General features: G+C 33.2%; 29 protein-coding genes and 1 other annotated feature. Of the genes, 16 read left to right on the top strand and 13 right to left on the bottom strand.

The features are described from left to right. Window positions 1-122: 122 nt before the first annotated feature. On the bottom strand, window positions 123-1,094 hold the full coding sequence (locus N3C_RS12125) for a phage NrS-1 polymerase family protein (protein WP_373432810.1): 972 nt from the start codon (window positions 1,092-1,094) through the stop codon (window positions 123-125). A 654-nt stretch (window positions 1,095-1,748) separates the two neighbouring features. Between N3C_RS12125 and N3C_RS12120 the strand changes: the two genes are divergently transcribed. The 5 genes from N3C_RS12120 to N3C_RS12100 all read left to right on the top strand — a co-directional run bounded on the left by N3C_RS12120 (window position 1,749) and on the right by N3C_RS12100 (window position 8,319). Then, on the top strand, window positions 1,749-1,970 hold the full coding sequence (locus N3C_RS12120) for a helix-turn-helix domain-containing protein (RefSeq protein WP_074366287.1): 222 nt from the start codon (window positions 1,749-1,751) through the stop codon (window positions 1,968-1,970). A 4-nt stretch (window positions 1,971-1,974) separates the two neighbouring features. Then, on the top strand, window positions 1,975-3,543 hold the full coding sequence (locus N3C_RS12115) for a type I restriction-modification system subunit M (protein WP_074366286.1): 1,569 nt from the start codon (window positions 1,975-1,977) through the stop codon (window positions 3,541-3,543). After that, a complete protein-coding gene (locus tag N3C_RS12110; protein WP_074366285.1) occupies window positions 3,540-4,748 on the top strand; it encodes a restriction endonuclease subunit S in 1,209 nt (402 codons plus the stop codon). Before N3C_RS12115 ends, N3C_RS12110 begins: the two co-directional genes overlap by 4 nt. Further along, entirely contained in the window at window positions 4,745-7,846 is a 3,102-nt protein-coding gene (locus N3C_RS12105; protein ID WP_074366284.1) for a type I restriction endonuclease subunit R, read from the top strand. Before N3C_RS12110 ends, N3C_RS12105 begins: the two co-directional genes overlap by 4 nt. Window positions 7,847-7,980: 134 nt before the next feature. Next, a complete protein-coding gene (locus N3C_RS12100) occupies window positions 7,981-8,319 on the top strand; it encodes a carboxymuconolactone decarboxylase family protein (protein WP_242944094.1) in 339 nt (112 codons plus the stop codon). A 141-nt stretch (window positions 8,320-8,460) separates the two neighbouring features. Here the strand turns inward: N3C_RS12100 and N3C_RS15120 are convergent, their stop codons facing one another. The 3 genes from N3C_RS15120 to N3C_RS12090 form a co-directional block, all read right to left on the bottom strand. Beyond that, window positions 8,461-8,628, bottom strand: coding sequence for a hypothetical protein (locus N3C_RS15120; RefSeq protein ID WP_178377820.1), 168 nt, complete (start codon window positions 8,626-8,628; stop codon window positions 8,461-8,463). Between the two features lie 90 nt (window positions 8,629-8,718). After that, window positions 8,719-11,970 carry a diguanylate cyclase gene (locus N3C_RS12095; protein ID WP_074366283.1) on the bottom strand — a complete coding sequence of 1,084 codons (3,252 nt, stop codon included), beginning with the start codon at window positions 11,968-11,970 and terminating at the stop codon, window positions 8,719-8,721. Between the two features lie 212 nt (window positions 11,971-12,182). Beyond that, window positions 12,183-12,404 (bottom strand): hypothetical protein, encoded by a 222-nt coding sequence (locus N3C_RS12090; RefSeq protein ID WP_074366282.1) that lies wholly within the window; start codon window positions 12,402-12,404, stop codon window positions 12,183-12,185. A 193-nt stretch (window positions 12,405-12,597) separates the two neighbouring features. Between N3C_RS12090 and N3C_RS15115 the strand changes: the two genes are divergently transcribed. Both N3C_RS15115 and N3C_RS12085 read left to right on the top strand, forming a co-directional pair. Next, complete coding sequence (locus tag N3C_RS15115) at window positions 12,598-12,747, top strand: hypothetical protein (protein ID WP_178377819.1); 150 nt, start codon at window positions 12,598-12,600, stop codon at window positions 12,745-12,747. A gap of 103 nt (window positions 12,748-12,850) precedes the next feature. Next, window positions 12,851-13,090, top strand: a binding site (T-box leader). A 65-nt stretch (window positions 13,091-13,155) separates the two neighbouring features. Next, window positions 13,156-14,868, top strand: a complete 1,713-nt coding sequence (locus N3C_RS12085; protein WP_074366281.1) for a glutamine--tRNA ligase/YqeY domain fusion protein — start codon at window positions 13,156-13,158, stop codon at window positions 14,866-14,868. A gap of 54 nt (window positions 14,869-14,922) precedes the next feature. On the opposite strand, the gene N3C_RS12080 is transcribed toward N3C_RS12085, so the two are convergent. Both N3C_RS12080 and N3C_RS12075 read right to left on the bottom strand, forming a co-directional pair. Then, on the bottom strand, window positions 14,923-15,111 hold the full coding sequence (locus N3C_RS12080; protein WP_074366280.1) for a hypothetical protein: 189 nt from the start codon (window positions 15,109-15,111) through the stop codon (window positions 14,923-14,925). 138 nt (window positions 15,112-15,249) lie between these two features. Continuing rightward, on the bottom strand, window positions 15,250-16,023 hold the full coding sequence (locus N3C_RS12075; protein ID WP_074366279.1) for a 3'-5' exonuclease: 774 nt from the start codon (window positions 16,021-16,023) through the stop codon (window positions 15,250-15,252). 275 nt (window positions 16,024-16,298) lie between these two features. Between N3C_RS12075 and N3C_RS12070 the strand changes: the two genes are divergently transcribed. Beyond that, window positions 16,299-16,868, top strand: a complete 570-nt coding sequence (locus N3C_RS12070; protein ID WP_074366278.1) for a peptidoglycan amidohydrolase family protein — start codon at window positions 16,299-16,301, stop codon at window positions 16,866-16,868. An 87-nt stretch (window positions 16,869-16,955) separates the two neighbouring features. Here N3C_RS12070 and N3C_RS12065 read toward each other — a convergent pair whose 3' ends face one another. Next, window positions 16,956-17,198 carry a DUF3892 domain-containing protein gene (locus N3C_RS12065; RefSeq protein WP_074366277.1) on the bottom strand — a complete coding sequence of 81 codons (243 nt, stop codon included), beginning with the start codon at window positions 17,196-17,198 and terminating at the stop codon, window positions 16,956-16,958. A 171-nt stretch (window positions 17,199-17,369) separates the two neighbouring features. Here N3C_RS12065 and N3C_RS12060 point away from each other — a divergent pair, with 171 nt between their 5' ends. From N3C_RS12060 to N3C_RS15110, 5 genes are all read left to right on the top strand, one after another. Further along, complete coding sequence (locus N3C_RS12060; protein ID WP_074366276.1) at window positions 17,370-17,888, top strand: nitroreductase family protein; 519 nt, start codon at window positions 17,370-17,372, stop codon at window positions 17,886-17,888. A gap of 220 nt (window positions 17,889-18,108) precedes the next feature. Beyond that, entirely contained in the window at window positions 18,109-18,336 is a 228-nt protein-coding gene (locus tag N3C_RS12055; RefSeq protein WP_083604543.1) for a spore coat associated protein CotJA, read from the top strand. 12 nt (window positions 18,337-18,348) lie between these two features. Further along, on the top strand, window positions 18,349-18,633 hold the full coding sequence (locus N3C_RS12050) for a spore coat protein CotJB (protein ID WP_074366275.1): 285 nt from the start codon (window positions 18,349-18,351) through the stop codon (window positions 18,631-18,633). Window positions 18,634-18,636: 3 nt separating this feature from the next. Next, on the top strand, window positions 18,637-19,236 hold the full coding sequence (locus tag N3C_RS12045; protein WP_074366274.1) for a manganese catalase family protein: 600 nt from the start codon (window positions 18,637-18,639) through the stop codon (window positions 19,234-19,236). A 96-nt stretch (window positions 19,237-19,332) separates the two neighbouring features. Further along, entirely contained in the window at window positions 19,333-19,494 is a 162-nt protein-coding gene (locus N3C_RS15110; RefSeq protein ID WP_178377818.1) for a hypothetical protein, read from the top strand. A gap of 75 nt (window positions 19,495-19,569) precedes the next feature. Here the strand turns inward: N3C_RS15110 and N3C_RS12040 are convergent, their stop codons facing one another. Continuing rightward, window positions 19,570-19,797 carry a DUF3892 domain-containing protein gene (locus N3C_RS12040; RefSeq protein WP_074366273.1) on the bottom strand — a complete coding sequence of 76 codons (228 nt, stop codon included), beginning with the start codon at window positions 19,795-19,797 and terminating at the stop codon, window positions 19,570-19,572. Between the two features lie 22 nt (window positions 19,798-19,819). Beyond that, complete coding sequence (locus N3C_RS12035) at window positions 19,820-20,230, bottom strand: hypothetical protein (RefSeq protein ID WP_074366272.1); 411 nt, start codon at window positions 20,228-20,230, stop codon at window positions 19,820-19,822. Between the two features lie 149 nt (window positions 20,231-20,379). Here N3C_RS12035 and N3C_RS12030 point away from each other — a divergent pair, with 149 nt between their 5' ends. Beyond that, window positions 20,380-20,748: a hypothetical protein gene (locus N3C_RS12030; protein WP_178377817.1), complete on the top strand. Its 369-nt coding sequence runs from the start codon at window positions 20,380-20,382 to the stop codon at window positions 20,746-20,748. Window positions 20,749-20,851: 103 nt separating this feature from the next. Here the strand turns inward: N3C_RS12030 and wsfD are convergent, their stop codons facing one another. Next, window positions 20,852-22,321 carry a glycan biosynthesis hexose transferase WsfD gene (gene wsfD, locus N3C_RS12025; protein WP_083604542.1) on the bottom strand — a complete coding sequence of 490 codons (1,470 nt, stop codon included), beginning with the start codon at window positions 22,319-22,321 and terminating at the stop codon, window positions 20,852-20,854. Between the two features lie 190 nt (window positions 22,322-22,511). Here wsfD and N3C_RS12020 point away from each other — a divergent pair, with 190 nt between their 5' ends. After that, window positions 22,512-23,117: a serine/threonine-protein kinase gene (locus N3C_RS12020; protein ID WP_074366270.1), complete on the top strand. Its 606-nt coding sequence runs from the start codon at window positions 22,512-22,514 to the stop codon at window positions 23,115-23,117. 66 nt (window positions 23,118-23,183) lie between these two features. On the opposite strand, the gene N3C_RS12015 is transcribed toward N3C_RS12020, so the two are convergent. Then, a complete protein-coding gene (locus N3C_RS12015) occupies window positions 23,184-24,095 on the bottom strand; it encodes a TPM domain-containing protein (RefSeq protein WP_074366269.1) in 912 nt (303 codons plus the stop codon). A gap of 5 nt (window positions 24,096-24,100) precedes the next feature. Continuing rightward, a complete protein-coding gene (locus N3C_RS12010) occupies window positions 24,101-24,670 on the bottom strand; it encodes a LemA family protein (protein ID WP_074366268.1) in 570 nt (189 codons plus the stop codon). Window positions 24,671-24,809: 139 nt separating this feature from the next. Here N3C_RS12010 and menA point away from each other — a divergent pair, with 139 nt between their 5' ends. Then, the gene (gene menA, locus N3C_RS12005) at window positions 24,810-25,766 is read left to right on the top strand and encodes a 1,4-dihydroxy-2-naphthoate polyprenyltransferase (protein ID WP_074366267.1); all 957 of its coding nucleotides are present in this window, start codon (window positions 24,810-24,812) and stop codon (window positions 25,764-25,766) included. An 89-nt stretch (window positions 25,767-25,855) separates the two neighbouring features. On the opposite strand, the gene N3C_RS12000 is transcribed toward menA, so the two are convergent. Continuing rightward, window positions 25,856-26,695, bottom strand: coding sequence for a CvfB family protein (locus tag N3C_RS12000; RefSeq protein WP_074366266.1), 840 nt, complete (start codon window positions 26,693-26,695; stop codon window positions 25,856-25,858). Window positions 26,696-26,940: the final 245 nt, after the last annotated feature.

Genomic DNA, 26,940 nt, shown 5'->3' with positions numbered 1-26,940 from the left:
AGTTGGTTGGCCAATGATTTACACATTTCCATCACTTTGAGATTACCGACATCAGGAATCCAAATACCATTCTCGTAGCAAAACCACATCTTCCTTTCAGGAACATAGCGGGCAAAAGATTTCTAATAATCAGCAAACAGCCTGCTTGCCCCAATATCCGTCCAAGGGTAGCGTTCGTTACTCTCAGGCTTAAAGCCAGTAAGGGAACATTCACCAAAATCTTCTGCAGCTGATGAACGTATACCACCTGGTTTATATATTTCAGTAGCATTTGCGATAGCTTTTTCTATGGTTATCATTCCATAAGTACTGCCGGACTGTGGTCTATTCCATTTATCTCGCATTAGGCCGCTCTGCCGGAAAAGTCTGTCCATCTGTCCAATATCTCTGCCACACCAAAATGCCAGCATACCGCAAAGTGCCAAATCAGCTTCACTGGCAGAAGCATAACCAGATGTATCTCCCTGCCATAATGCTTTGAATCTTTCTCCGTTTGCCGATTTTAATGCCTTCTCGACAACAGACTTGTCAGACAGATAGGATTCTCTTTCTGTATCCTGAAGTTGCTTCACAGGGGTAGGACGCAGCATATACTTGTCTAGTATCATCTGTAGTTCATTCGATTTCTCCGCTATATCACCATCTGCATATACATTGCCCGTTACGGTAACAAAGCGGTTTGTTGCTCCAGCCACATAGACCTCAACTCCCAGCTTTCTGTTGTTGATATAATATTTTGTTTTGTCAAAGTTAAAGCCTGTGGCCTTAAAGAAAATATGAAGCCCTTTTTCAGATGGACTGTGTTCCATATAGCAACCACTAAAAGCCTCTACAACACTTTGGGCAATAGGTTTAAGCTTACCACTGCTGTCGAAGCAATCATCTAAGTCGATAACACATATGTCATTACCCACCAAAAATCCGATACCGTCATATTTACTTATAGCAGCTACCGCCGAACTAAAATCTTTAAATGTATCACGTTGATTTGATTTTGCCCTTTTTCCTGTTACTGGATTATAGGGAACTTTGGTTTTTCTACCACTTCGCTCTTCATATTTCCAACAGCAAAACTGTGGCTTATCTTTAAGCACCTGTGGCAAGTTATCATATTGTGTTTTCAGTTACTTCACCTCCTTGCCTGTTATAAATGAGCCGAAATACTACGGTTCCAGAGGGTTTGCCTTGTTTGACACAACCTCGTTATCTTTCAAGGAATACGCTCGGAATTATCGTCATGGCATATTCTGCTTGAAGTATCTCTTGCATTTCGGGATATTCAGTTGTCAAGGAGCAGTGAGAGAAAAACTATGCTTTTATTGGGGGATTATTTTTCCTCTCACCTTATAGCCTTGGTAGAACACATTAGTTGAGGATTTTCTAAAAATATTTTTCTTCCTCATTCATAAGCGAAGAATTTTATTGATTCGAACCCCTAAAATAAAAAACAGCCTGTCTATTTGCCAGAAAAGACGGCTGTAATGATTGTGCTTTAGCTCAAATTTGAGCGAAAGTGGTATTAAATTTAAGAAGGCTGAATGTTATAACTTTGACTTTGGTTTTACAAATAGACTTACAGACTTTTTTGTCTAAAAGTATTTATTTAAATAAAAATCAAAATAAAGGCATACGCAACGGTCATTATTTTTGTTAACATTGTAAAATTAATTCACAAACACAGAATTATCATGTTATTTTTGAAGAAAATGTGCTATAATGGAAAAAACATATATAAAGAGGTGACCAAGATGACCGTTAGCTATAAAAAGCTTTGGAAATTGTTGATAGACCGCGATATGAAGAAGAAAGATTTACAAGCTGCTGCGGGAATAAGTCCATCGTCAATTTCAAAGCTTTCTAGAAACGAATATGTCAGTATGGACGTTCTTGTAAAGGTTTGTACGGCGCTTGGCGTTGATGTTAAAGATATCATGGAATTAGTGCCTAATATGGTTGAAGAAAGGGAGTAGAGTTATGGAGAATAACAGAAAAGAACAGGAACGGGCGGAATTACACCGCACGATATGGAATATGGCAAATGATTTAAGAGGCAGTGTAGATGGATGGGACTTTAAGCAATATGTTCTAGGTATGCTGTTTTACCGCTACATATCTGAAAATATTACTGCCTATATTAACGCCGGAGAATGGGAAGCTGGCAATACGGAATTTGATTATGCCAAGCTATCCGACGAAGAAGCAGAACAGGCACGAGAGGATTTAGTTAAGACAAAAGGCTTCTTTATCTTACCCAGCGAGCTTTTTGAAAATGTTCGAGCTCGTGCAAAGGACGATGAAAACTTAAATGAAACACTAGAGCAGATTTTCAGTAATATAGAAGCATCTGCCCAAGGAACAGAGAGTGAAGACAATTTCAAAGGCTTGTTTGACGATATTGATGTTAACAGCAATAAGCTAGGAAACACTGTAGTAAAGCGTAATGAAAAGCTGGTTAAGCTAATGAATTCTGTTGGAGAAATGAAGCTGGGAGATTACAAAGACAATACCATAGATGCATTCGGTGATGCCTATGAATTCTTAATGGGTATGTATGCATCCAATGCAGGAAAAAGTGGTGGTGAATACTATACGCCACAGGAGGTTTCCGAACTCCTTACCCACTTAACATTAGTAGGAAAAACTGAAGTCAACAAGGTATATGACCCCGCTTGCGGTTCTGGTTCTCTACTGCTAAAGTTTGCAAAAATCTTAGGAAAAGAAAATGTACGTCAAGGTTTCTTCGGTCAAGAAATCAACATTACAACCTACAACCTGTGCAGAATTAATATGTTCCTGCACGATATTGATTATGACAAATTTGATATTGCCCTTGGTGACACGCTAACAGATCCGCAACATTGGGATGATGAGCCTTTTGAAGCCATTGTATCAAATCCACCTTACTCTATTAAATGGAAGGGCGATAATGATCCTATTTTGATTAACGATCCCCGTTTTTCTCCAGCGGGAGTATTGGCTCCTAAATCCAAGGCAGACCTTGCTTTTATCATGCATAGTCTTTCTTGGCTTGCAACAAACGGAACAGCGGCTATCGTTTGTTTCCCTGGTGTCATGTACCGCGGTGGTGCTGAAAAGAAAATCAGGCAGTACCTCATTGACAATAACTATATCGACTGTATCATTCAGTTACCAGATAACTTGTTCTATGGTACCAGCATTGCTACCTGTATTATGGTGCTGAAGAAGTCGAAATCAGAAAATAGCACCTTATTTATCGATGCATCAAAGGAATTTGTCAAGGTTACAAATAACAACAAGCTTACACAAGAAAATATTGAGACCATTCTTAACGCATTCAAAGATAGAAAAGATATAGAGCATTTTGCTAGGCTTGTGCCAAACAGTGAAATAGCTGAACAAGATTATAACCTGTCTGTTTCTACCTATGTTGAACAGGAGGATACCAGAGAAAAGATTGATATTGTTGCCCTCAATGCTGAGATAGAAAAGATTGTGGCGAGAGAGCAGATTTTGCGGGAAGAAATAGATAAGATTATTGCGGAAATTGAGGTGGGCAAATGAGTAGATTGGATGAGTTAATTACTGAACTTTGCCCGGATGGGGTGGAATATAAATTAATTGGTGATGTATGTGATTTTATAAATGGATTTGCGTTTAAAAGTAGTAAATTTCAAGGCTACGGAAAGCCAATTTTAAGAATTTCAAATATTCAAGATAAAAAAATAGATACAAGTAATCTGGTTTATTTCAATTTGGATGACTATACTGAGGATTTGAGTAAATACATTGTCAACAAAGGTGATATTGTTGTAGCGATGTCTGGAGCTACTACAGGAAAAATAGGTGTTAATGATACAGATAGTATTTATTACTTAAATCAACGAGTTGGTAAATTTGTACCTAATGAAAAAATTATTTTGAATAGATTCTTATATCATATTTTGACTTCAAAGACGCAGTTAATATATCAGATTTCGGGCGGAGGTGCTCAGCCAAATCTTAGTTCAGAAAAACTCAAGCAAATTAAAATTCCCCTTCCCCCTCTGCCTGTTCAGCAGGAAATTGTCCGTATTTTGGACAATTTCACAGAGCTTACAGCAGAGCTTACAGCAGAGCTTACAGCAGAGCTTACAGCAAGAAGAAAACAGTATGAGTATTATAGGGATTTGCTATTGACATTTGGAGATGAGGTAGAGTGGAAGACTTTAGGTGAAATCGCTAGATATGCAATAAGTCGTATAGAAGCTAGGGAAGTAAATGCGGAGACATATGTTGGTGTGGACAACCTTCTACCTGATAAGATGGGAAAGACAACATCAAACTACGTGCCATTAGAAGGCCGTTTAATAAAATATGATATTGGAGACATACTCATAGGTAATATTCGCCCATATCTAAAAAAAATATGGTTAGCAACGGACGCAGGTGGAACAAATGGAGATGTTCTTGTTATACGCATAAATGATAGAAAAGCTGTTTTACCAAAGTATTTATATTTCGTTCTTTCATCAGATAACTTTTTTGTATATAATATGCAAAATGCGAAAGGTGCAAAAATGCCTCGTGGAGATAAAACTGCAATTATGAAATATCCAATCCCTGTTCCACCCTTAGAAGAACAAGAGCGCATCGTAGCTATCCTCGATCGCTTTGACGCTCTGTGTAACGACCTAACCAGCGGTATTCCTGCTGAAATCGAAGCACGGCAAAAGCAATATGAATATTACAGAGATAAACTGTTATCTTTCAAGGAGGTGACGGCATGAGTATATACAACATCGTTGCCAGTACTGACGAAGCAACGGTTGTTGCTGAATATGCAGCTGAATACAATGTCCGACCTGAAAAGTATCAGAGCGAGGCAGAACTTGAGCGGGAGTTTATTAAGCAACTGACTTCCCAAGGATATGAATATATTTCAGTGCACAATGAAGCTGCATTGATAGAAAATCTTCGAAAGCAACTTGAACTGCTTAATGACTTCACTTTTACTGACAGTGAATGGGATAGATTTTTCACAGAGTGTATTGCCAATACAAATGAGGGTATTGTTGAAAAAACCAGAAAGATTCAAGATGACCATATCCAGATTCTAAAACGTGAAGATGGAACAACAAAGAACATATACCTTTTGGATAAAAAGAATATCCATAACAATCGCTTGCAGGTTATTAATCAATACGAAGAAGCTGGTGGAAAGCACGAAACCCGATATGATGTGACCATACTTGTAAACGGACTTCCGCTGGTTCATGTGGAGTTAAAGAGGCGCGGTGTTGCTATCCGAGAAGCCTTCAACCAGATAAAAAGATACCAGCGTGACAGTTTTTGGGCGGCTTCTGGTTTATTTGAGTATGTGCAGGTATTTGTAATCTCCAATGGCACCCATACAAAGTATTATAGCAACACCACAAGAAATGCTCATATCAAGGAGCAAAGCAGCAGTGAACGTCGAAGAAGTAAGAAAACAAGCAACAGCTTTGAGTTTACCAGTTTTTGGGCAGATGCAAACAACAAAATCATTCCTGACCTTGTGGACTTTACTAAAACATTTTTTGCCAAGCATACCCTCTTAAATATTCTAACAAAATATTGTATTTTCACATCTGAGGATCTGCTCCTTGTAATGCGTCCTTATCAAATAGCTGCTGCGGAACGTATCTTATCACGTATTGTAGTATCAACCAACTACAAGAAGATGGGCACAACTGCAGCTGGAGGATATATTTGGCATACAACAGGCTCTGGTAAGACTTTGACCAGTTTTAAGACAGCCCAATTAGCTTCTGCCTTGCCTTACATAGACAAGGTGCTGTTTGTTGTTGACCGTAAAGATCTGGACTATCAGACGATGAAGGAATATGACCGTTTTGAAAAGGGAGCAGCTAACGGTAATACGTCCACAAGAGTTCTTCAAAGACAATTGGAAGACAGGGACGAAAAAGGAAATCCTCATGAATACAAAATCATTGTAACCACTATTCAGAAGCTGGATATATTTATTCGAAAAAACAAACAGCATGATATTTATAAGAAACATGTGGTACTGATTTTTGATGAGTGCCACCGTTCCCAATTTGGTGAAATGCATCAAGCTATCACGAAGAGTTTTAAGAACTACCATATCTTCGGCTTTACGGGAACTCCGATTTTTGCTGCTAATGCCAGTTCAGGAGGTAACCCACTGCTTCGTACAACCGAGCAGGCTTTTGGAGAAAAACTGCATACTTATACCATTGTAGATGCCATCAATGATGGGAATGTTCTGCCTTTTAGAATAGATTTTATTAACACCATCAAGATGCCTGATTACATTAATGATAAAAAAGTCTATAGCATAGATAGGGAAAAAGCCTTAGCAGATCCAAGGCGTATCAGAGAAATTGTTTCATACGTTCTTGAACACTTTGATCAGAAGACGAAGCGCAATAGTTACTACACATTCTCTGCGAAATGGGAAGAAGCAGATAAGCACAACCCTAAAAAGATGATAGAAAAGCGTGAAACAAGGCGAGTTGCCGGTTTCAACTCCATATTTGCTGCTGCATCCATCCCAATGGCAATCAAATACTATAATGAGTTTAAGAAGCAGATAGCGGAAAAGAACCGTAACCTTACCATTGCAACTATTTTCAGTTTTAGTGCAAATGAAGAAGAGCCAGATGGATTGCTTCCTGAAGAGGATTTTAATATGGAAAACCTTGACCAGAGCTCCAGAGATTTTCTTGAGGCGGCTATCCGAGATTACAATTCCACATTTAACACGAATTACGATACTTCCTCGGATAAGTTCCAGAATTATTATAAAGACCTCTCTCTTCGTGTAAAGAATCGGGAGATCGATATATTGATTGTTGTTAATATGTTTCTTACAGGCTTTGATGCAACAACCCTGAATACGCTATGGGTAGACAAAAATCTGAGACAGCATGGACTGATTCAGGCTTTTTCAAGAACTAACCGCATCCTAAACAGCGTTAAGACCTATGGTAATATCGTTTGCTTTAGAGATTTGAAAGAAGAAACAGACAAAGCTATTGCACTATTCGGCAATAAGGATGCAGGCGGTATTGTACTGCTAAAAACATTCGATGAATATTATAAGGGATATGATGAAAAAGGTGAACACAAGCCGGGCTATGCTGAACTGATTGCAACCCTTACAACACAGTATCCCCTTGGACAACCTATTCTCGGAGAAGAAGCTGAAAAAGAATTTATCAGGTTATATGGAGCAATACTCAGGCTCAGAAATATTCTTACTTCCTTCGATGACTTTGAAGGAAATGAGATTTTATCTGAAAGGGATTTTCAGGACTATCAGAGCATTTATATTGACCTGTATCAGGAATACAGAAAAGGTGCTGATGGTGACAAAGAAACTATCAATGATGACATAGTTTTCGAGATTGAACTGGTCAAACAGATAGAGGTAAATATTGACTACATCCTTATGCTTGTAGCCAAATATCAACAATCCAACTGCAAGGATAAAACCATTCTTACGACCATTGATAAGGCTATCAATTCGAGTATTGAACTTCGAAGTAAGAAAGAACTTATCGAGCGTTTTATTGAGCAAGTCAATGTATCGACCAAAGTGGATGAGGATTGGCGTAAATTCCTCCATGAGCGTAAGGAAGCGGATATTACAGCAATTATAGAAGAAGAAAGATTAAAGCCTGAAGAAACCCGCCGTTTCATCGACAATGCTTTCCGAGACGGAATGCTTAAAACAACCGGTACAGCCATTGATAAAATCATGCCACCTGTATCCCGCTTTGGCGGAGGCAGAGCCGCGAAAAAGCAAGGAATTATCGAAAAACTAATGTTATTCTTTGAGAAGTATTTAGGGTTGATATAGATTAATATCAATCACTAATTCAAAAAAATATCTTTAATAAAAAACCAGTCACTTCAAGCATTCATGCCTGATTGTGACTGGTCTCTTTTTGCCCCGCTTGAAGCTGTTCATTCAAGTTTTTCTTCAATCCCTAAGTGAACGCTTCTTTAGAGGAATGCTTCTTTAATAGCAATACATTTTCATTTGAATTAAAAGAGGAGGTAAGGCGTACTCTTGCCTTTAACAATGGATGTGAATATTGTATTGCTAAAGGAAAGCCATCTAATGAAGTAACAGATATCAAAACTTTAATTGCTATAAAAATAGCGGATCTTATTTCAAAAAATCAATTTATAGAAGATGAATATTTTAATATACTAAAAAAGGAATTTAAGGATAATGAAATATCTGAACTTTTGGCTTTCATTTGCTTTATAACAGCTTCTCAAAGATTTGGAGCCTTATTAAATTTACAAGGAACTTGTTCAATGTAAAATTACAATGAACAAAGAATCAAAGAAAAAATACATGAAAATAGCAAGGCAAACTGCCTTGCTCATAAGGTCTAATTTTTGAGGTCACTTCATATTAGTAGAAATTAATAACAATTGTCCTATATATTATATTTAATGTTTTTACCTCTCTTCTTCGCTTTCTAATTTGCTGCCTAGTCCAGAAAGTATAGCGCTTTCTTTTGTATGAGTACTTTTCTTAAATCTCATTTCAAGATTTTTAGCTATAGCCTCTTGATTATTCTTATTGTTAGCAATTTTTCTTTCTACACTTTCTTTACTTTTTGTCATGGCCCTATCTCCTTTGCAAAGTAATAAGAATTATATATTTAGTTTGCTCAAAAATTAAATATATATTATAAAAGAGAAGTTTATTAATTTTTATTTAGACCATATAGCAAATTGATTTTTACCGGAATGCTTAGCTTTGTACATAGCGTTATCTGCCAATTTAATAAGGTTATCCACAGTAATGGATGAATTTGGATTATATTCGCAGATACCTATGGAACAGGATATTTTTTTATTAGCGGGTATATCAATCTTACTATTTAAGATCTTTTCTATTTCTTCTTTAAATCCATTCTTATTTGTTATAGCATCTTGTATTTTTGCAGATAGTGTAGCTGCCTCATCTTGGGTTTTACCGGGACATATCATAACAAATTCATCACCGCCGTAGCGGGCAATAAAATCTTCCTTGCTAGAATTAGCCCGTAAGATTTCTGCAAAATTAATTAAAATTAAGTCTCCTATTAGGTGACCAAAATTATCATTATAGTATTTTAGGTTATCTAAATCTATAAATAAAATTACTAAACTAGAACTTTCACATTTATTAGAATGAGATTTATCCTTTTCTTCCTTTAGTCTCTTATACAAGGCTTGTCTGTTATTTACTTTAGTTAGAGAGTCTGTTGTTGCTGCCTTTAACAATTCTTCATTTGCCTTATGAAGTTCCTCATTTTTAATAAGTATTTCTGTTTCTTTCTTTATCTTTTCTAAAGCAATAGTTAATTGTTTACAAGCTATAGATAAGATTTGAAGCTCGTTATAGGAAATAGGTATTTCCTCCTTTTTATTAGCTAGAAACATACAGCCAATTAAAGTGCTATTACTTATAAGTGGGATATAAGCTATATAAGAAAGATAGGGAGAAAAATCTTTATATTTGTCATCGCTGTTAATATTAATAAGAGCTTTATCTGAGTTATTTTTAATTAGTGCATTCAATAAGCACTCTATATTAAAATCTGTTATTTTTTTGTTTATGTTAAAACAGTTAAGAGTAGCATCTTCTGATAAGTATATTCCGCTAATTTCCACGTAAAAGTAAGAGTTGATTAGTTCCATTACACTGTCTATTAACTTCTGCTTTACTGAAGCCTTGGTTATGATACTTTGAAGGTTATTTAAAAAGTTTATTTCTGTAATTCTTTTATGCAGTTTAGTTAGATTCATTTCTAGTTGAGCAGCTTCCATTGTCCAATCAAAATCAAAGGTTTTATCGCTAAAATTTAATTTTGGTACAGTGTGATCCTCTCCATATATTTGATTAAGTAATATATCTTTATAGAAAGTATAGTGAAGTTCTTCACAAATTTTAATACCTTCATTAAATAATTCAAGTGCTCCTTGATAGTTGTTCATTTCTTTATAAAGGAGACCATATTCGTAGTAAAATCTAGGAGCCATATAAATAATAACATCATTCTTTTTATTAAGGTAAACTAAAGCCTGTTGAAATTGCTTATCAGCTTTATCGTATCTTTTTTCAGACTTATATATTAGGGCTTGTAGTAATTCAAATAAGAAATATTCTTCATTTTTTTGAGGTTGAGGTTTTAGATTTTGAAACTTAATTCTAGATAAATATTCGTAAGCTTTGGAAATATCACCGGAAGAGGCGTGTACTACCCCCATTAGAGAATATATACCATAGTTTGAATGATATTTTAACCCTTTTAACTTTAATATGCTCATAAGACTCAGCAACTTATTTAAATAAATCAGAGCTAGGTCGTTTCTAAAGGCAAAATAATAATTTACAGCAATGTTATAAAAGGTCATGGCAATCTCATGTTGATTGCGGACAATTTTTAGACATTGGAGTGCCTTTTCATAGTTTTCCTGGGCAAGTAAATACTCTCCTCTAAGATAATGGTAAAAGCCTAATCCATTATAGCTGTGTGCAAGTTCTAGCTTATTATCTAATTTTTCTTTAAGATTTTTGCTTTTTATATAATAATCTAGTACTTCGTTATATTTGCCTTGTATAGAGTTTACTAAGGCTTTTGTTTGATAGGCAGTAGCAAGTCTATAGGTATTTCTATATTGCTTAGCTAATTTGATTCCGTAGTTATGAAGGATTTCGTTTTCATGGGTATATTGGGTGTATAAACCATAAGGATTGGTACAGTAATAGGCTAAGGTGTTAATCATTTTTAAATCTTTGGATAGCTGAATCAATACTTGATAGGTTTCACGCCATTGTGCTAAACTACGGCTTCTTCCTTTATCTTCTGTAAGAAAGAGCAATAGGTAAGCATAAAAGCTTTGAAGTTTATCATTTATAGAATTAGCGATTTTGAGGCTTTGATTCCCTAATCTTTCTGCAGTATCAACATCATCTTTTTTAAGGTATATAAAGCCCATTTTGCGTAATACATCAGAAATTAGCTTCAAATTATTTTTGCTTTGACCATGACTTAGTAAAATATTATAGAATATGAGAGCGTTATCATAATCATCTAAAAAAGTATATACATCCCCGAGAAGCCTAAGCATATATGTGTAATCTTCCTCAGATAAAATAATATTTTGCTGAATTTTATAATTATATGCTTCTAAAATATATTCTTTACATTCCTTTAGGTTCAAAAAGTAGAAGCAATCCCTGCTAGTATTGATTAGTTTCTCTAGTTCTTCTATGGTATTTGGTTTATAAGTTGTAATTGTAGATTGCATAATAGGAACATATTCAAGAGAAAAATCTAACAACAATTGCTTTGAGTCAATATAATTCAGGAAATCATACCACTGTTGATTTTTTTCTTCTGATAAATAATGAAAATTTTTATTTAGAGTGAATATAAATAAGATCTTTGCATTGAAGGCTTTATCTATAATAAATTTAGTTAAATTTAAGGTGGATTCCTTAGCAAACTGGAAATTATTAATTACTACAATTAATGGTCTGTTGCTTGATATTTTAGTCATAATTTTATATATAGAATGATTAAATTCATAGATTTCATAATCTAATTCCTCAAAGAGGACTTCCTCATATCTACTGGTAGGTAGTCCTTTTAAATATTTACTAAAAACTTCTCTTTGGAAATAGTAAACAGCAGATTCTTGTAAAAAGTTATCTATATCTATTGGAGAATTTTCGCTGATATAATGCTTAATTAATTCAAGATAAGGGAAAAAAGGAGGAAGTGCTTCATTATCTAGTATGTTAAAGGAATAGGATTTAGCTTTCGAAGAATGCTTTTTTATTAATTTGCTAACTATATCATTAATTATGTCTGTAGAGGTAAGGTTTAAGAAGGTGGTTTTGGTATTACCTTCTAAGACCTGCGACCAAAGATTTTCTATTATTTTAGTTATTAAATCTATCGACGAACTCATTTATTTCACCTCAGATAATATTAAAACTGATTAATATACTTATTAATACAGTTCTTGTAACTATTAGTTTATATATTTCATTATAAGCTATTTTGCAAAGCAATAAAATAGTTTGTTAATAATCTGAGTAAAAGTTTTTATTAGTTAATACAACAAGTTACTGGAAAATAAAGTTTTATCAAAGGACCTGAGTAAGTCCCAGGTCTACGTCCTTAACGGCTATTTTTAAAAAAGTTATAAGCTAATTCTGCTTTTTTATTATTGGAATTTATATTGTTATGAGGGAAAAACTCATTAGGATCATTATAGTCACTACCTGTGTCAGCGGTTAAGTTAGACGATGTAGAAATGCCAAAATTACCGGTGGTAACAGGACCAGAGGACAGCTTATCCCTTTTATTATTTAGATCCTGATTCCCAGTATAGCTTGGCATAATATCACCTCCAATTAAAAAATATATAAATACTTATATTAATATAATTATTTCCTGTTAAAATTAAATTATTCCTATATGTGCTGTAGACCGCTGAAAATAAAATTATTTTAGTATAAGCTAACTTGTTAATGTTTAAACTATGTTATGAAACAAAGTATATAAAAATAGTAGATATTAAGGAGGGATATGTATGACTACTAGAGGACAATTTACAAAAAAGATGTTGGCAGATATAAATTTAAGAGAGACAAGACCAGGAGTATTTGAGTATATTGGACCGCCTCAAAATAATAGACCAAGAAATAAGTCGGTACATAGAAATTCTACAGAAACACAGTGATAACTATTGACATCAAAGCTTTCTTGATATAAGATTTAGATATCAAAATTTAAATTATTTAATAGAAAATAAAGTCAAGTTAAAAATTAGATACCCACATAAATTTGTGACTATGATGAGAAGAGTAGATAAGTATTTCTTTCAAAGAGAGCTCCGGAAGCTGGGAAGGAGTAAAGAAGACTTATTGAACCAGGTCTCTGAGTTTCGCTATAAGCCTAGTAACTAGGGAAAAGCGACGGCGGCTACCGATAATAGCTAAAGTAATTATTTACTTAATGAGGCTTATATGGAGACGTATAAGCAAATTAAGGTGGTACCACGAGTTCTAGCTCTCGTCCTTAAGGCAATAGTCCTTTTGTGCGAGAGTTTTTTTATTTGTAGTAATCAAGAAGAGAAGGAGGATTTAAAATGGCTGAGAATAAACAGGATATAGAAAATGTTGAAAACACAGAAAATGAAGAGATAAGATCAAATTTTATTTACAAAATTATTGAGAAGGATTTAGAGGAAGGTGTTTATGATAGAGTGCACACCCGTTTCCCCCCAGAACCTAATGGATATCTTCATATAGGAAGCGCTTATGCAATTAATATAAGCTACTCAGCAGCACAAAAGTATGGTGGTTTATTTAATCTTAGACTTGATGATACAAATCCTGCTAAAGAAGATCATGAATATGTACAATCCATTATAGAAGATATGAAATGGATGGGCTTTGACTTTGAAGACAGGTTATTCTATGGTTCCGACTATTTTGAAGATATATATAATCATGCTGTAAATTTAATAAAAAAGGGATTAGCATATGTGGATGATTTAAGTCCGGAAGAAATTAGAGAGTATAGAGGAACCCTTACAGAACCAGGAAAGGAAAGTCCTTACAGAAGTCGTTCTGTAGAGGAAAATTTGGATCTCTTTGAGAGAATGAGAAAGGGTGAATTCCCGGCAGGGTCTAAGGTGTTAAGGGCCAAGATCGATATGGCTTCACCAAATATGAATATGAGAGACCCAGTAATATACAGAATTCAGTATACAAAGCACTATAAAACAGGAGATAAGTGGTGCATTTATCCAATGTATGACTTTGCTCATCCTTTACAGGATGCTAAGGAAGGAATTACTCATTCTCTTTGCTCTGCAGAGTTTATAGACCACAGACCTCTTTATGAATGGGTATTGAATGCATGCGAAATACCTAATCCACCAAAGCAGAGGGAATTCGGAAGAATGAACCTAACTGGCGTAGTTATGAGTAAAAGGTACTTAAGAGACCTAGTGTTAAATGGTTATGTAGATGGTTGGGATGATCCTAGACTTCCTACCTTGAGAGCTCTAAGAAGAAGAGGCTATACTCCTGAGGCTATAAAGCACTTCTTAGGTGAAATAGGTATATCCAGAAATGAAAGTACTGTAGACGTGGCTATGTTAGAGCATAGCATAAGAGAGGATCTAAAAGCTAAGGTTCCTTGCATAATGGGGGTATTAAGACCTTTAAAGGTTGTAATAACTAATTATCCTGAGGGACAGGTAGAATGGTTTGACGCTCCTAATAATCCTGAAAATCCTGAATTAGGTTCAAGAAAGGTACCTTTCTCAAGGGAAATATATATTGAACAGGATGACTATATGGAGAATCCTCCAAAGGGATACTTTAGATTATTCCCAGGCAATGAAGTTAGATTAAGAAATGCTTATTTTGTAAGATGTCAGGAAGCTATAAAGGACGAGAATGGTAATATAGTAGAGCTACACTGCACTTATGATCCTGAAAGTAGGGGAGGAAATTCTCCTGATGGACGTAAGGTAAAGGGAACTATTCATTGGGTATCTATAGAACATGCAATAAAGGCTGAAGTAAGATTATATGATAGACTAATGCTACCAGAAGAAGAGCAAAATCCAAATGCAGAAGATTGGAAGGAAAATTTAAATCCAAATTCCATAGAAATACTAGAAAATTGCTATATAGAACCGTTTATAGAAGGTGCAAAGCCTGAGGACAAGTTCCAATTCATAAGAAATGGATATTTCACAGTAGATAATAAATATACTACTAAGGATAAGCTTGTAATTAATAGAATAGTAGCCATGAAGGATACTTGGAAGAAGAAGAACAAGTAAAAAAATCACTTTCTCTTAGGAGAAATCTCTTAGGAGAAAGTGATTTTTATATATTTAAGATTTTATTGTATTGCAGTAATCTAGTATGAATGTAGTAGGTTCAGGTAGTTCGAAGGCTCCTTCTATGGAAACCGCTCCTGTGTTTTCATAAATATAGTAATCCGCATTTTCTGTTGTATCTACATTAAAGTAAGTTCCATTTTCAATCATCTCTAGTATACAGGGGTCGTATTCTACTAACATATAAAGGCCTCCTATACTAATAGCTATTGTTTTGAAAATGTTTACTTACTTATATCATATAATATTTTCTCATAAAAGTAAACAATTGTCAAAAAATAAACAATTTAAAAGCTGTATACAAATTAGTTATTACCATTCTTATTTAGAACGGTAAGTGTCTTTTACTTGAAATTGGTTAGTTTTTCCCATCATATAAGCCAATTTAATAATTGCAATTTCCTCAGCAGACATCTTTCTATCAAACATTTTTTCGAATTGCTTGATTAAAGCTTCACTATCTAGAACCATCTTTGCTTTTCGTGATCTGTCTGTACTATTAGGATCATTAGGATGATATATTCTGTATTTAATTTTATCGCTATATATTCTTTTGAAAATTTCCGCAGTAAAGCAAGCATCATTATAAGCATTATGGAATTGATCATTATGGGGTATACCTAGCAATTCTACTGTGTTTTTTAAACCCATATTTGTACCCTTTTCGCAGCCTAAGAATTTAGATACATAGTATTGAAGATTAATATATTTTCTTGGTATTAAACTTGTATTTAAATTATGAAATTTGGCATTTCTAAATAATTCCCTTATATCTGCACCGCCCCACATACAAAGGATAGTATCTTTACCATCTGCTAATTCAACAAATTCCTGAAAGACCTCTTTAAATTCTTTAGCACTGCTAAGGTTATTTTGTGTTATTCCTGTCATTTCCTTAATAAAGGGGTGAAGTTCATGGAAAATGTAAGGCTTAACTAACCTATCTAAAGTAGCAACAGTTTCAAGCTTATCATTTAGTTTTATTGCCCCAATCTGAATAATCTCAAAGGGACATTTTAAGGATTTCTCATTTACCTCTGTTGATTTGCTATTAAAGGCTTGGTTAAATTCCAAGTCAAATACTATAAAACTCATAATTATTCCTCGCATTGTAATATATGATTTAGCATTTTAAAGTAAAAAAACCTACTAATAATATTATATATGAAAATTATAAAAACATCGAACTTAATCTTATGATATATCATAATAATTTCATTGATAAAATGAGGTTTGTAATATTAGACTATAGTGAAAGATTTAAGAAAAATTTAAGATTTATATAAAGTATTTTGTAATAACTTGCTACTAAAATAAAGTTAAAGATGTTCATAAATATCTACAACTTAAAGAAAAAGAGAGGGGATAATGTGAGACCTACACGAAAATTAATTCTAATATTAACCTTAGCAGGACTATTATTATTGGTAAAAACACTTTTACCCTATGCAAAACCAGAGGGAACTTATTCTATAAAAAAAGTATATAACTATTTAAAGGATGAAAATAATCAAAGAAAAGTATATAATAAGGCGGTAAAATTAAACGGTGGAGATTCTGCTAACACCTGTGTTTATTTTGTATCGGAAGTATTAAGAAGAAATGGTATATCTATAGATGAAAGTACCTGTAATACTGAGCAATTAATAAATATACTTAAAGATAAAGGCTGGAAGAAGATTAATAATTATAAGGAACTTGAGCCAGGAGATCTATGCTTTACAACGGATAGTTTAGGTAATAAAAAGGGGATTTCTTCCCATACCTACATATTTATGGGGTGGGTAGAGGAAGGTAGCTTTGACTATGCCTATATTTGTGATAATCAAGCAAAGGATTATAATAATCAAGTATATCATATTAGAAATATTGCTGTCGTTGATGAGGCCAATGGATTTACTAAGGATGCTTTTAGTTTCTTTATGAGACCTAAAAGTTAAGCAAAATAAAAGATAAGGCAAATCTCCCATCAGTATATAAATTCTAATCTTAAAATTGGATGTTTAGCCTGGTGGGAGAGTAAATATTTAAAATTCAGGTACATCATCTAAGAAACTGTAATGAAGCCCAGTAGGATTGCTTGCTAAACGTTCTTTACCACTGCTGTCTTTTTCCACAGTAACTCCACTTATTTCATTGGCTTTAACCTTATTTATAGCTTCATCAATAGAATATACATTGCCCTTATCTGTTCTAACTGCAACTATATCTCCATTTTCATTTTTTCGTACATTAGCAATTCTTTCAATATGTCTATTATATTCAGCCATCTTTTAACCTCCTTAAATGAAAACTGATAAATATATTATTTCAATTAATCTAAAATATATTCTAGGCTCTAGGGATGCTTCTTCAAAAGAAGCTTTGAAAATGATAAAATTAATGTTAAGGATATTTATAGTGTAGAAGGAATAAGGGAATTAATAGTGAGGGGGATACTTATGTTAGAGTTTTTAAAAACCAGAAGAAGCATTAGAAAATTTCAAGATAGGCCAGTAGAAAAGGAAAAGGTGGATGGAATTATAAAATCAGTGCTTTTAGCACCATCCTCTAGATCTAGAAGGCCTTGGGAGTTTGTTGTGGTAACAGATAAAGAGACTTTAAAGGATCTATCTCTTTGCAGGAAGGGCAGCAGCAGCTTTTTGGCAGAAGCTCCTTTAGGTATAGTAGTACTAGCTGATAAGGAAGCTTGCGATGTATGGATAGAGGATTGTAGTATTGCTGCCATAATTGCACAATTAAGCGCTCATTCTATGGGACTTGGCTCCTGTTGGATACAGGTTAGAGAAAGAATGAAGGATGAAAAGGTAAGCGCAGAAACATATATTAAGGAAAGGCTAAATATTCCTGATAAATATGCTGTACAATGTATGATAGCAATAGGCTATCCAGGTGAAGAAAAGAAGCCTTATGAAGAAGAAATGCTTCCTTACAATAAAATTCATTTTGAAAAATATTAAATTATAAGTACAAGAAAGGGCTGTTTCACAGTAAGTTCTGTGAAAAAGTCCTATTTTTTTATTGAGTTTTAACATAATCAAAGTTATATCATCTATATGGAAAAGGTTAAGAAAGTCCTGTTTTTTAAATTGATAATAAATTTATATTTTGTGTAGCAAATAGCTAAATAGGGAATATGATAGAATTGTGTGAAGAACCTATAAGGAGGAAAAATTGACAATGGCTGATGATATGATTAAAAACAATAGCTATCATATGGGAAATTGCATTCCACAGGAAACCACAATAAAAGATGTGAAATTAGCCAGGGCTTATGTACCCTTTCAGAAAATGTGCAGTATATTTTCTCCAATAGAAGCTTTGAAAAGAGGAACTATATTTCCAGAACTTTTTAGTCCTTATGATAACAAGGAGAAAAAATATAAATCCTCAGAGAAGAACAGGTAGGAGGGTAATGATATGAGTGAGGATAAAAAGAAGTTGGAACTATTAGAGCAAATTATGGCAATAGATTTTATGGTTATTGAGCTTAACTTATATTTAAATACTCATCCTATGGACAAGGACGCTCTTGCAAAACACAATTCCTTTGCAATGCAATCTAAGATGTTAAGGGAAAGTTATGAGAGACTTTATGGACCAATAGCACAAGGTTCAACTAGTGCTTATCCTTGGCAGTGGATAAAGGAACCTTGGCCATGGGAATATGAAGCTAATCCAAGACTAAGCAGGGAGGGTAAATAATTAATGTGGACTTATGAGAAAAAGTTGCAGTTTCCAGTTAAAATAAAAAATCCTAATCCAAGGATGGCTAAACTTATTATCACACAATATGGTGGACCAGATGGAGAATTAGCCGCATCTTTAAGATATTTAAGTCAAAGATTTTCCATGGTAACACCTCAAGCTATAGCTACACTAAATGATATAGGTACAGAGGAATTGGCTCATTTAGAGATAATTGGCGCTATGGTTAGTCAATTGGTGAAAGGTGCGAGCCTAGAAGAGCTTAAAAGAGATGGCTTAGATGCCTATTATGTAGATCATGATAGAGGAGTATATCCACAAAGTGCGGCTGGTAATCCTTTTACTGCAGAATATATAGCTGTAAAGGGAAATCCAGTAGTAGACCTTACAGAGGATTTAGCAGCAGAGCAAAAGGCAAGAGCTACTTATGAATGGCTCATTAATATGGCAGATGATCCTGATGTTATTGAACCATTAAAGTTTTTAAGAGAAAGAGAAGTTGTTCATTACCAAAGATTCGGTGAAGCTTTAAGAATAGTTCAAGATTATTTACAGGACCCTCATTTGTTTGTTATATCTAAACCAGACTTTATGAAGTAGTTTATGAAATTCAGTTATATACCATTTATTTGAATTATTAAATTATAAATAAATGCAAATACTAAAGACAAAGACAATAATGAAAGGAGCATATTAATGAAGAGTAAACATAGTAAGCAAAATGCTAATAAAGAAATAAACAATAACAATCAGGTAGAATTTTATAATGACACTCTAGGAGAGAATGCATCAGAAGAGCATAGAAGTGAAGAATATAGCAATGCACAAAAAGATAATCGAAATTCTGGTATAAAGTAAGAAAAGAAACTTGTTCTTAGCTTTTAGCTATGAACAAGTTTCTTTGTTTAGTAGATTATTCTTATTATGAAAAGCCTAGAAGGTTGGCAAATTATCTAAATTATCGTCTTCTATATCATTGGGATTGCTTCTTAGATATTCTCTACCGTTTCTAGTCTTTCCAACATTTACTCCTTCTAAAGCATTGTTTTTAGCCATGCTTATAGCTTCATTAATTGAATAAATGTTTCCGTTATCTGTCATAACCTCTGTGATATCCCCTTCATCGTTTTTTCTCACTTTAGTAATTTTTTCTTTTGCCATATTAATTCTCTCCTCCTTTTTATTAATCTATAATATACATTCTGTTTGAATCTATCATATGGGGATATTTTTCTAACAGGTCTTTCATACTAATTTTTTCTTGTGGCAGACTAGCAAAGGCCTTTTCAATATTACCATCTTCTTGATTTAAAAGTTCGTGAATGTTTTTTTCATTATCTAAAATGATAAATTTAAAGCTACCTAATTCATAAATTGAATTTAAAAGATCATGTAGCTCTTCTATTTTGGTATAGAGATTTACAGTAGAATTAGAGGAAGATTCGGTACTGATTTGATAATAAAAGTGACCGGTCATTTCTATTTCAATATTTTCATCTATAAATGGTTTTACAAAAATTTCATCCTTTTCATAATCCTTAATAGTGGCTTCATCAATTTCTTCTTTTGTTATTACAAACAATGAACATTCCATACTGTCACTACCTTTCACAAGATTCTTTAGTGTATAATAATTATTATGTTTATAATCTTCTTCAATAAATTAATTTTTATACTTATTTTGAGGATTGTGAAGAGATTATAAATAATAGCTGGAGTTAATTGGTTATATGGTATATAATAATGAATATAAAAGCTAAATTTTGTTGGATAAAAGGTGAGAAGATGTTATTTTTTAATCGTAAGCGCCAGAAGGAATTAAAAGAAAATGAAGAAAGATTGCGACGGACTGATGGACTGGAAGTTCGATATGTTACTACAAGAGATGCTCTTAACTATGGAGAAAGTATTATTGGTAAATATGGATATATTAAGATAGAGAATGATATATATAAGATTATCTGTGATGATAAGGTGATATTTGAACACAGTTTAAATGGTCTAATGGGTTCTGAATTAATGAGCCTAGATGGCATAATACTAAGCTATGAAGATGAAAGCACTGGAGAATTAGTGGAAGTGATTGCATATTATAAATATCACAGAAAATAGCTACAAGGACTAAAAAGCCACTGAGATTATAGAAAATTCTCAGTGGCTTTTCCTATAGGAAATTATAAAATTCCATTAGCAATTGCTTATTTCACTTCAATTTTCAGCGTTTTAGTAATTTAGTAATAATCCAACCTATGTACATTATTACTGCACACAGCATAATATCATAGGATAAGTTAATCATAAATAAATGTTTTCCGAAATCTGCTCTTCCAGAGCCTAGTATAGGCAGTATTAATTGGGAAGCCCCAGAGGCTAAAAGCAATAGGGCAAGCAAGGCCAGTAGCCGTATTTTTTCATCCTTGTAGCGAATAAAATAAAAGGCCAGTGCTGCAAAGAATACAATGGAGAATCCAAGAAAAATATATATATTTCTATGAAGGTCCTTATAATTATGAGCGAGATAGGTTCTAAAAGTATTTAATAGCTTATTATTAGGGTATGCGCCCTTTTCAAAATTGCTTTTGCTTAAGTTGTAAAATTCATAGGCCTTCTCTGCTGATACCACAAACTGTTGCCAAAACCTATCTAAATGCTTTGCATAAAATAGTAGAATTTTCCCTCTAGAAGCATAGGGATAAAAATCTTGTAACATTTCTTCACCCATAGGATTAAAAGGTAAGTCCTTAGTATAAAAATTTGTGCCTGCTAAGGGAGCAAATTTTGTATCTATACCTAGTTCCTCTAAATCCTTAACAGGGTCTTCAGAGTCATAGAGAACTCCAGTAAACACTGCTTGATATATATTATTCTTGTTAGTATAGTCATTTATAGATATTAGACTAGCTATGCATAAGACTACTACAGCTATTGAGCTTTTAAGTATGAGTTTTTTATGGTTTTTATAAAATTTGTATAGGGCAAAATAAATAATTACCATGAAGATAGCTAATGGTATTTGTTGAGATTTTGATGTTAAAAAGGCGCCGGAAGCTATAAAAAAGAAGTAAAAGTCTTTCTTTTCCGGTGCTTTCTTATTTGCTAAATTAAGCAGGCTGGCAATAGTTAAAAATAAGAATGCAATTGTGCTTGCTTCGCCAAAAAATGAGTTAAAATAGGCTATGTAGTTTACATCGGTAAAAAATAGTAGTGTAAATATACCGCATAGAATTTGTACTAAAGGCCATTTTTTAAAGCTTTTTAAAATTAGATAAAAGGAAAAGATAAAGATAGCACTATATAGTATACCTAGAAACCTTATATCGAAGGATAAAAGATCTATAAAGACCCTTCCAGTAACTAATTTTACTATTAGGTTTAATATAACAGCTATTTTTAATAAAAGGGTGCCAGATACCCAATTAGGACCAAAAGGTAGCAGTAAACCTGGATGTCTAAGATTATAAATTTTATGAAAATACCCATCATATATTTCTTCATAAGTTTTTCCTTGATCCAATAAGCCACCATAAAAATAAAAACGTCCAAAATCTCCATTATCAGACTTTCCTAAAACCTTGCCAAATATGAGGGAATGTAACAGAATAATTGTTAGTAAGGTTACAAAAATCGTTTCTATAGGATTTTTCTTTGTTATTGTAAGTAGTTTTGCAAATAACTTTTTTATCAATTGCAGTCTTCCTTCCTTCCACCTTAGGATCTTTTATTCTATGGATATATTACAACATATTATGGTGAATGTAAATTTTTATATAGTACCAAAAGGTCATGTACATCATATGATAATATAAGTTCAGTAGTTAAAGTAAGTTTAAATTTGCATAGCTATACATAACATTAATTTACCAAAGGGGGATAAAATGAGCAAGGGCTTGTACAAGCGGTATATTGAGGACTTTAATGCCAATTTGTTAGATTGTGAATTTCTAGGAAAAGGTCATAATGGGATAGTATATAAACTTCCAGAAGGAAAGGTTATTAAAGTATGCTTTGAGGAAGAGAAATGTCGTAAAGAATACTTAATCTTAAAAAGAATTCATAAAAACCAGTACTTTCCTAGAGTTTATGGAATGTGTGGCAATTATATGATAAGAGATTATGTAGAGGGAATACCTCTTAATAAATATATTAAAACTTATGGTTTTGATAGAGAATTAGCTATAAAAATACTTAAATTATTGAATGAATTTAGAAAGCTGAAATTTGCAAAGGAAGATGTCCGTTGTAAGGATATTATGGTTCAGCCATCAGGCACATTAATGGTTATAGATCCTAAAAAGTGCTATTCTAAAAAAAGAGATTTTCCAAGACACCTATGTAAGGGTTTATATAAGTTAGGAGTACTTGATCAATTTATGAAAGCTTTGCAGGAAACAGAACCTAAGCAATATAAAAGATGGAAAGGAAAAATTAACTGTTATATCCAAGAGATTGAAAGAGAGCAGCAAGGGTCAAAAAATAATTGAAAAGCTTGTTCTTAGCTTTGCTAGAACAAGCTTAAATATTAGAAATATCAGTGATGAGTTAATTTGTTACCAGCTTCCAGAGGAACCGCCGCCTCCGGATTCTCCGCCGCCAAAACCACCGAATCCGCTATCGCCGCTACTAAATCCGCTATCGTTTCCTCCAAAGCCGCCAAAGCCTCCAAATCCGCCAAAACTTCCAAAGTCATCACTGCCTCCCCAGTGGCCGCCGCCAGGGCCTCTACCTCTAGGTCCCCTACCTCTAGGGCCTCTTCTTGAAGATCCAAAGGAAAGAACTCTTAAGATAAATTTCAAAAGTCGTCTCTTGTTAAAAATAGCATCTATAAGAAATACAAAAATGATAAATACGAAAAATGAACCGGATTTATCACTGGAAGTATCATTCATATTTGTTTCTTGGTAAGAGTTATCTATATTTATTTTTTCAAAATTTTCTTCTAAGGACACACCATATTCCTCAGCTATGCTGTTTGCATAAACGGAATAGGCTCTTTTAAGTCCTTCATCATAATTGTTTTCTTTAAAATAGGGAACGGCATATTCCTCCATAACTCTGGCAGAGGAGATGTCGGTAATTGCCCCTTCTAAGCCTATACCTACTTCTACCTTCCATTTTCTATCTTGGATAGCTATGAGGATTAGCAAGCCGTTATCTTTGTCTTTATCACCAATACCCCATTGTCTGAATAATTCATAGGCATAGGACTCAATATCATATCCTTCTAGAGAATTAATTACCACCACTGCAGCTTGGACTCCAGTTTTATTTTCAATTTCTTTACCTAGAGAGACTATAAATTCCTTGCTATCTTGGATTAAAATATTGGCGTAGTCATTAACATATTTTAAGTTTGTAGGATTAGGTATTTTCGGTTTTGCATTTGCCATAGTGGGATTCAAACACAAAACCAATATGATAGTAAATAGGAATTTTGCTGTAGTTTTAATAGCTTTTTTCATGCTACTCACTTAGAAAAGTTGACTTCAGGTACTTTTTCCGCACCTTCTGAAGCTCTATAATAAGGTTTTTCTTCAAAATTGAAAATTCCTGCCACTATGGAACCAGGAAAGCGCTTTACTTTAATATTGTAAGCATCTACCGCTTCATTGTAATTTTGTCTTGCTATACTAATTCTATTTTCAGTGCTTTCTAAGGCTACGGATAAATCTTTAAAATTTTGGTTAGATTTTAATTCAGGATAATTTTCTACTATTACTAAAAGTCTTGATAAGGCAGAGGATAGCTCTGTATCTGCATTAGCTCTTTCTTCAAGAGTTTGAGAGCCAGCTAGCTTGCTTCTAGCATTTGATATATCAGTAAAGATTTCTTTTTCTTGAGATGCATATCCCTTTACTGTCTCTACTAAATTTGGAATTAAGTCGGAACGTCTTTGGAGTTGGGTATCTATTGTAGATTCTGCGGACTTCACTTTTTGTTCTAATGTAACCAAACTGTTATATGAACTTATGATAGGCATTGATATTAGAACTAGAACAGCTAGGATGATTAAAAATAACTTTAAACCTTTTTTCATCATTATTCACCTCTCATTGTTTTGTTTTATTTTATATTCTGTAAAAATTTAAGTCAATATAGAAGGTAAAAAATATTTGGGTTAAATTGCTCTGATATGGTATATTGAAATAATGACTACTAAAATAGGAGGTAACAATATGAAGATAAGAAGCTTTTTGAAGTTAGTGGAAATTCAAACAAAGGTGGCTAGTATGATTCCCTTTATACTAGGAACGGTATACAGTTTGTATAGATTCGGTAAATTTAACTTTTTAAATTTTATCTTAATGTTTATTTCCCTAATTACTGTAGATATGGCTACAACAGCAGTTAATAACTATATGGATTATAAAAAGGCAGTAAAAACAAAGGGATATGGTTATGAAACCCATAACGCTATAGTTAGGGATAAGCTAAAGGAATCTCAGGTTATTGCTGTTATATTTATCCTTTTAGCCATAGCAGTAACTTTTGGAGTGCTCTTGTTTTTAAATACTAACGTAGTTGTACTAATATTAGGAGCTATATCTTTTGCAGTAGGAATTTTATATTCCTTTGGCCCAATACCTATATCTAGAACTCCCTTTGGTGAGTTTTTTTCAGGATTCTTTATGGGATTTATCATAACTTTTATATCTATATATATTCATATATTTGATCAAAATATAATTAATGTGGCATTTAGTTCCACTTTTATTAACATAGATGTGAACTTGGTAGAAGTGCTATATATTTTTGTACTTTCCATACCGGCGATTAGTGGTATCGCTAATATAATGTTGGCTAACAATATATGTGATATAGAGGATGACCTAGAAAATAAAAGATACACCTTACCAATATACATAGGCAAGGAAAAAGCTTTAAAAGTTTTTAGTACTCTTTACTATATAGCTTTTGCTTCTATATTGCTACTAGTTCTTTTAAAGGTTGAGTCATGGACTTGTTTGTTAGTTTTATTAACACTAATTCCAGTACAAAAAAATATTAATTTATTTAATAAGATTCAAACCAAAAAGGATACTTTTGTTGTAGGGGTTAAGAATTTTGTAACTATAAATGTATCTTTAATATTAACTATAGTTCTTAGCTTGTTTATAAGAATAATTTTTTAATAGAAATTCAGTAATTAATTAAAAAGGTTTTTCGTTAGTTTCTGCGAAAAACCTTTTTGTAATTATAGTAACTTTTTTGGTGGTGATAATTACTTTAATCTTGTACCATTTTTATCTTGAACAACAAGTCCCTTCTTCATAAGTCCACCTAGAGCTCTTTTGAAATTATTTTTGCTGGTGTGGAAAACTCTTTGTATATCTTCTGGAGAGCTTTTATCATTAAAGGGCATAAAGCCATCATGGGCATTTAAATAATCTATCAAAATATCCTGCATTTCTAAACGTCTTTCCTTAGGAGCTTTTCTTGGTGTTAGTCCCAATTTACCGTCCTCATAAATTTTAATAACAGTTAAATCTAGAACCTCTCCATGGTGTAACTCCGTATCATAGTCTTTATTTAGTATGACACCTTTATATAAATTATCTATTGCCACAAGAGCGCTGTTGTTTGTTTGAAAACCGTAAACTGTCCCAGTAACATGATCCTGTAACTTATAATCTTCAGCGGTATCTAAATACCTTTCTATATCAGTGGTAGCTGCAAGTCTTTCAGTTTTGTCTAAGTATATGTAAAACAAATAGGACTTACCCTCCTTTAGAGGATACAGTCTTTCTTTAAAAGGAACAAGTATATCCCTTTCTAAACCGAAGTCTACAAAGCTTCCTATTTTAGTGCTAGATACTACCTTTAAGTAAGCCAAGTCTCCAACTTTGGCCAAAGGTCTTTTCATAGTAGCAATAGGTCTATCCTTAGAATCACGATAGATAAATACCTCAACTTCATCGCCTATATTTAGTTCTGAACTTGTGGCACTATTTATAGGTAATAATATGTCCTTTGAACTTCTTTGCTGGCCAGCATCTAAAAAATATCCGAAGTCTGTCTTTCTAACAATTTTTAATTTGTTATAGTCCCCTATCTTTATCAATCTTACTACCTCACTTTATATGATTTATCTATAAGTATTTTTTATAAATTTTATAATGTTTATTCTAACATAAATTCATTATAATTTCTTGAGTATAATGCTAAGGAATTAATGAAAATTAAAAAATCGACCTTAGTCGATTTTTTGACTCTATAGGAAATTATATATTTAAGAAATTGTGGATAAGTTCGATAAATTACCTATAGGAGTATTAAATTGGGTGATTATTTCTATGAGTAAGATAA

It is taken from the genome of Clostridium sp. N3C (assembly GCF_900095445.1).
GTDB lineage: Bacteria > Bacillota > Clostridia > Clostridiales > Clostridiaceae > Clostridium_AU.
The sequence above is the reverse complement of the archived record's forward strand: the minus strand, read 5'-3'. Positions and strand labels throughout refer to the sequence as shown.

Coding starts and splice junctions, on each gene's coding strand:
- N3C_RS12120 (WP_074366287.1), top strand. CDS start 1,749: ATGACCGTTAGCTATAAAAAGCTTTGGAAATTGTTGATAGACCGCGAT.
- N3C_RS12115 (WP_074366286.1), top strand. CDS start 1,975: ATGGAGAATAACAGAAAAGAACAGGAACGGGCGGAATTACACCGCACG.
- N3C_RS12110 (WP_074366285.1), top strand. CDS start 3,540: ATGAGTAGATTGGATGAGTTAATTACTGAACTTTGCCCGGATGGGGTG.
- N3C_RS12105 (WP_074366284.1), top strand. CDS start 4,745: ATGAGTATATACAACATCGTTGCCAGTACTGACGAAGCAACGGTTGTT.
- N3C_RS15120 (WP_178377820.1), bottom strand. CDS start 8,628: ATGACAAAAAGTAAAGAAAGTGTAGAAAGAAAAATTGCTAACAATAAG.
- N3C_RS12095 (WP_074366283.1), bottom strand. CDS start 11,970: ATGAGTTCGTCGATAGATTTAATAACTAAAATAATAGAAAATCTTTGG.
- N3C_RS12090 (WP_074366282.1), bottom strand. CDS start 12,404: ATGCCAAGCTATACTGGGAATCAGGATCTAAATAATAAAAGGGATAAG.
- N3C_RS15115 (WP_178377819.1), top strand. CDS start 12,598: ATGACTACTAGAGGACAATTTACAAAAAAGATGTTGGCAGATATAAAT.
- N3C_RS12085 (WP_074366281.1), top strand. CDS start 13,156: ATGGCTGAGAATAAACAGGATATAGAAAATGTTGAAAACACAGAAAAT.
- N3C_RS12080 (WP_074366280.1), bottom strand. CDS start 15,111: ATGTTAGTAGAATACGACCCCTGTATACTAGAGATGATTGAAAATGGA.
- N3C_RS12075 (WP_074366279.1), bottom strand. CDS start 16,023: ATGAGTTTTATAGTATTTGACTTGGAATTTAACCAAGCCTTTAATAGC.
- N3C_RS12065 (WP_074366277.1), bottom strand. CDS start 17,198: ATGGCTGAATATAATAGACATATTGAAAGAATTGCTAATGTACGAAAA.
- N3C_RS12060 (WP_074366276.1), top strand. CDS start 17,370: ATGTTAGAGTTTTTAAAAACCAGAAGAAGCATTAGAAAATTTCAAGAT.
- N3C_RS12055 (WP_083604543.1), top strand. CDS start 18,109: ATGGCTGATGATATGATTAAAAACAATAGCTATCATATGGGAAATTGC.
- N3C_RS12050 (WP_074366275.1), top strand. CDS start 18,349: ATGAGTGAGGATAAAAAGAAGTTGGAACTATTAGAGCAAATTATGGCA.
- N3C_RS12045 (WP_074366274.1), top strand. CDS start 18,637: ATGTGGACTTATGAGAAAAAGTTGCAGTTTCCAGTTAAAATAAAAAAT.
- N3C_RS15110 (WP_178377818.1), top strand. CDS start 19,333: ATGAAGAGTAAACATAGTAAGCAAAATGCTAATAAAGAAATAAACAAT.
- N3C_RS12040 (WP_074366273.1), bottom strand. CDS start 19,797: ATGGCAAAAGAAAAAATTACTAAAGTGAGAAAAAACGATGAAGGGGAT.
- N3C_RS12035 (WP_074366272.1), bottom strand. CDS start 20,230: ATGGAATGTTCATTGTTTGTAATAACAAAAGAAGAAATTGATGAAGCC.
- N3C_RS12030 (WP_178377817.1), top strand. CDS start 20,380: ATGAATATAAAAGCTAAATTTTGTTGGATAAAAGGTGAGAAGATGTTA.
- N3C_RS12020 (WP_074366270.1), top strand. CDS start 22,512: ATGAGCAAGGGCTTGTACAAGCGGTATATTGAGGACTTTAATGCCAAT.
- N3C_RS12015 (WP_074366269.1), bottom strand. CDS start 24,095: ATGAAAAAAGCTATTAAAACTACAGCAAAATTCCTATTTACTATCATA.
- N3C_RS12010 (WP_074366268.1), bottom strand. CDS start 24,670: ATGAAAAAAGGTTTAAAGTTATTTTTAATCATCCTAGCTGTTCTAGTT.
- menA (WP_074366267.1), top strand. CDS start 24,810: ATGAAGATAAGAAGCTTTTTGAAGTTAGTGGAAATTCAAACAAAGGTG.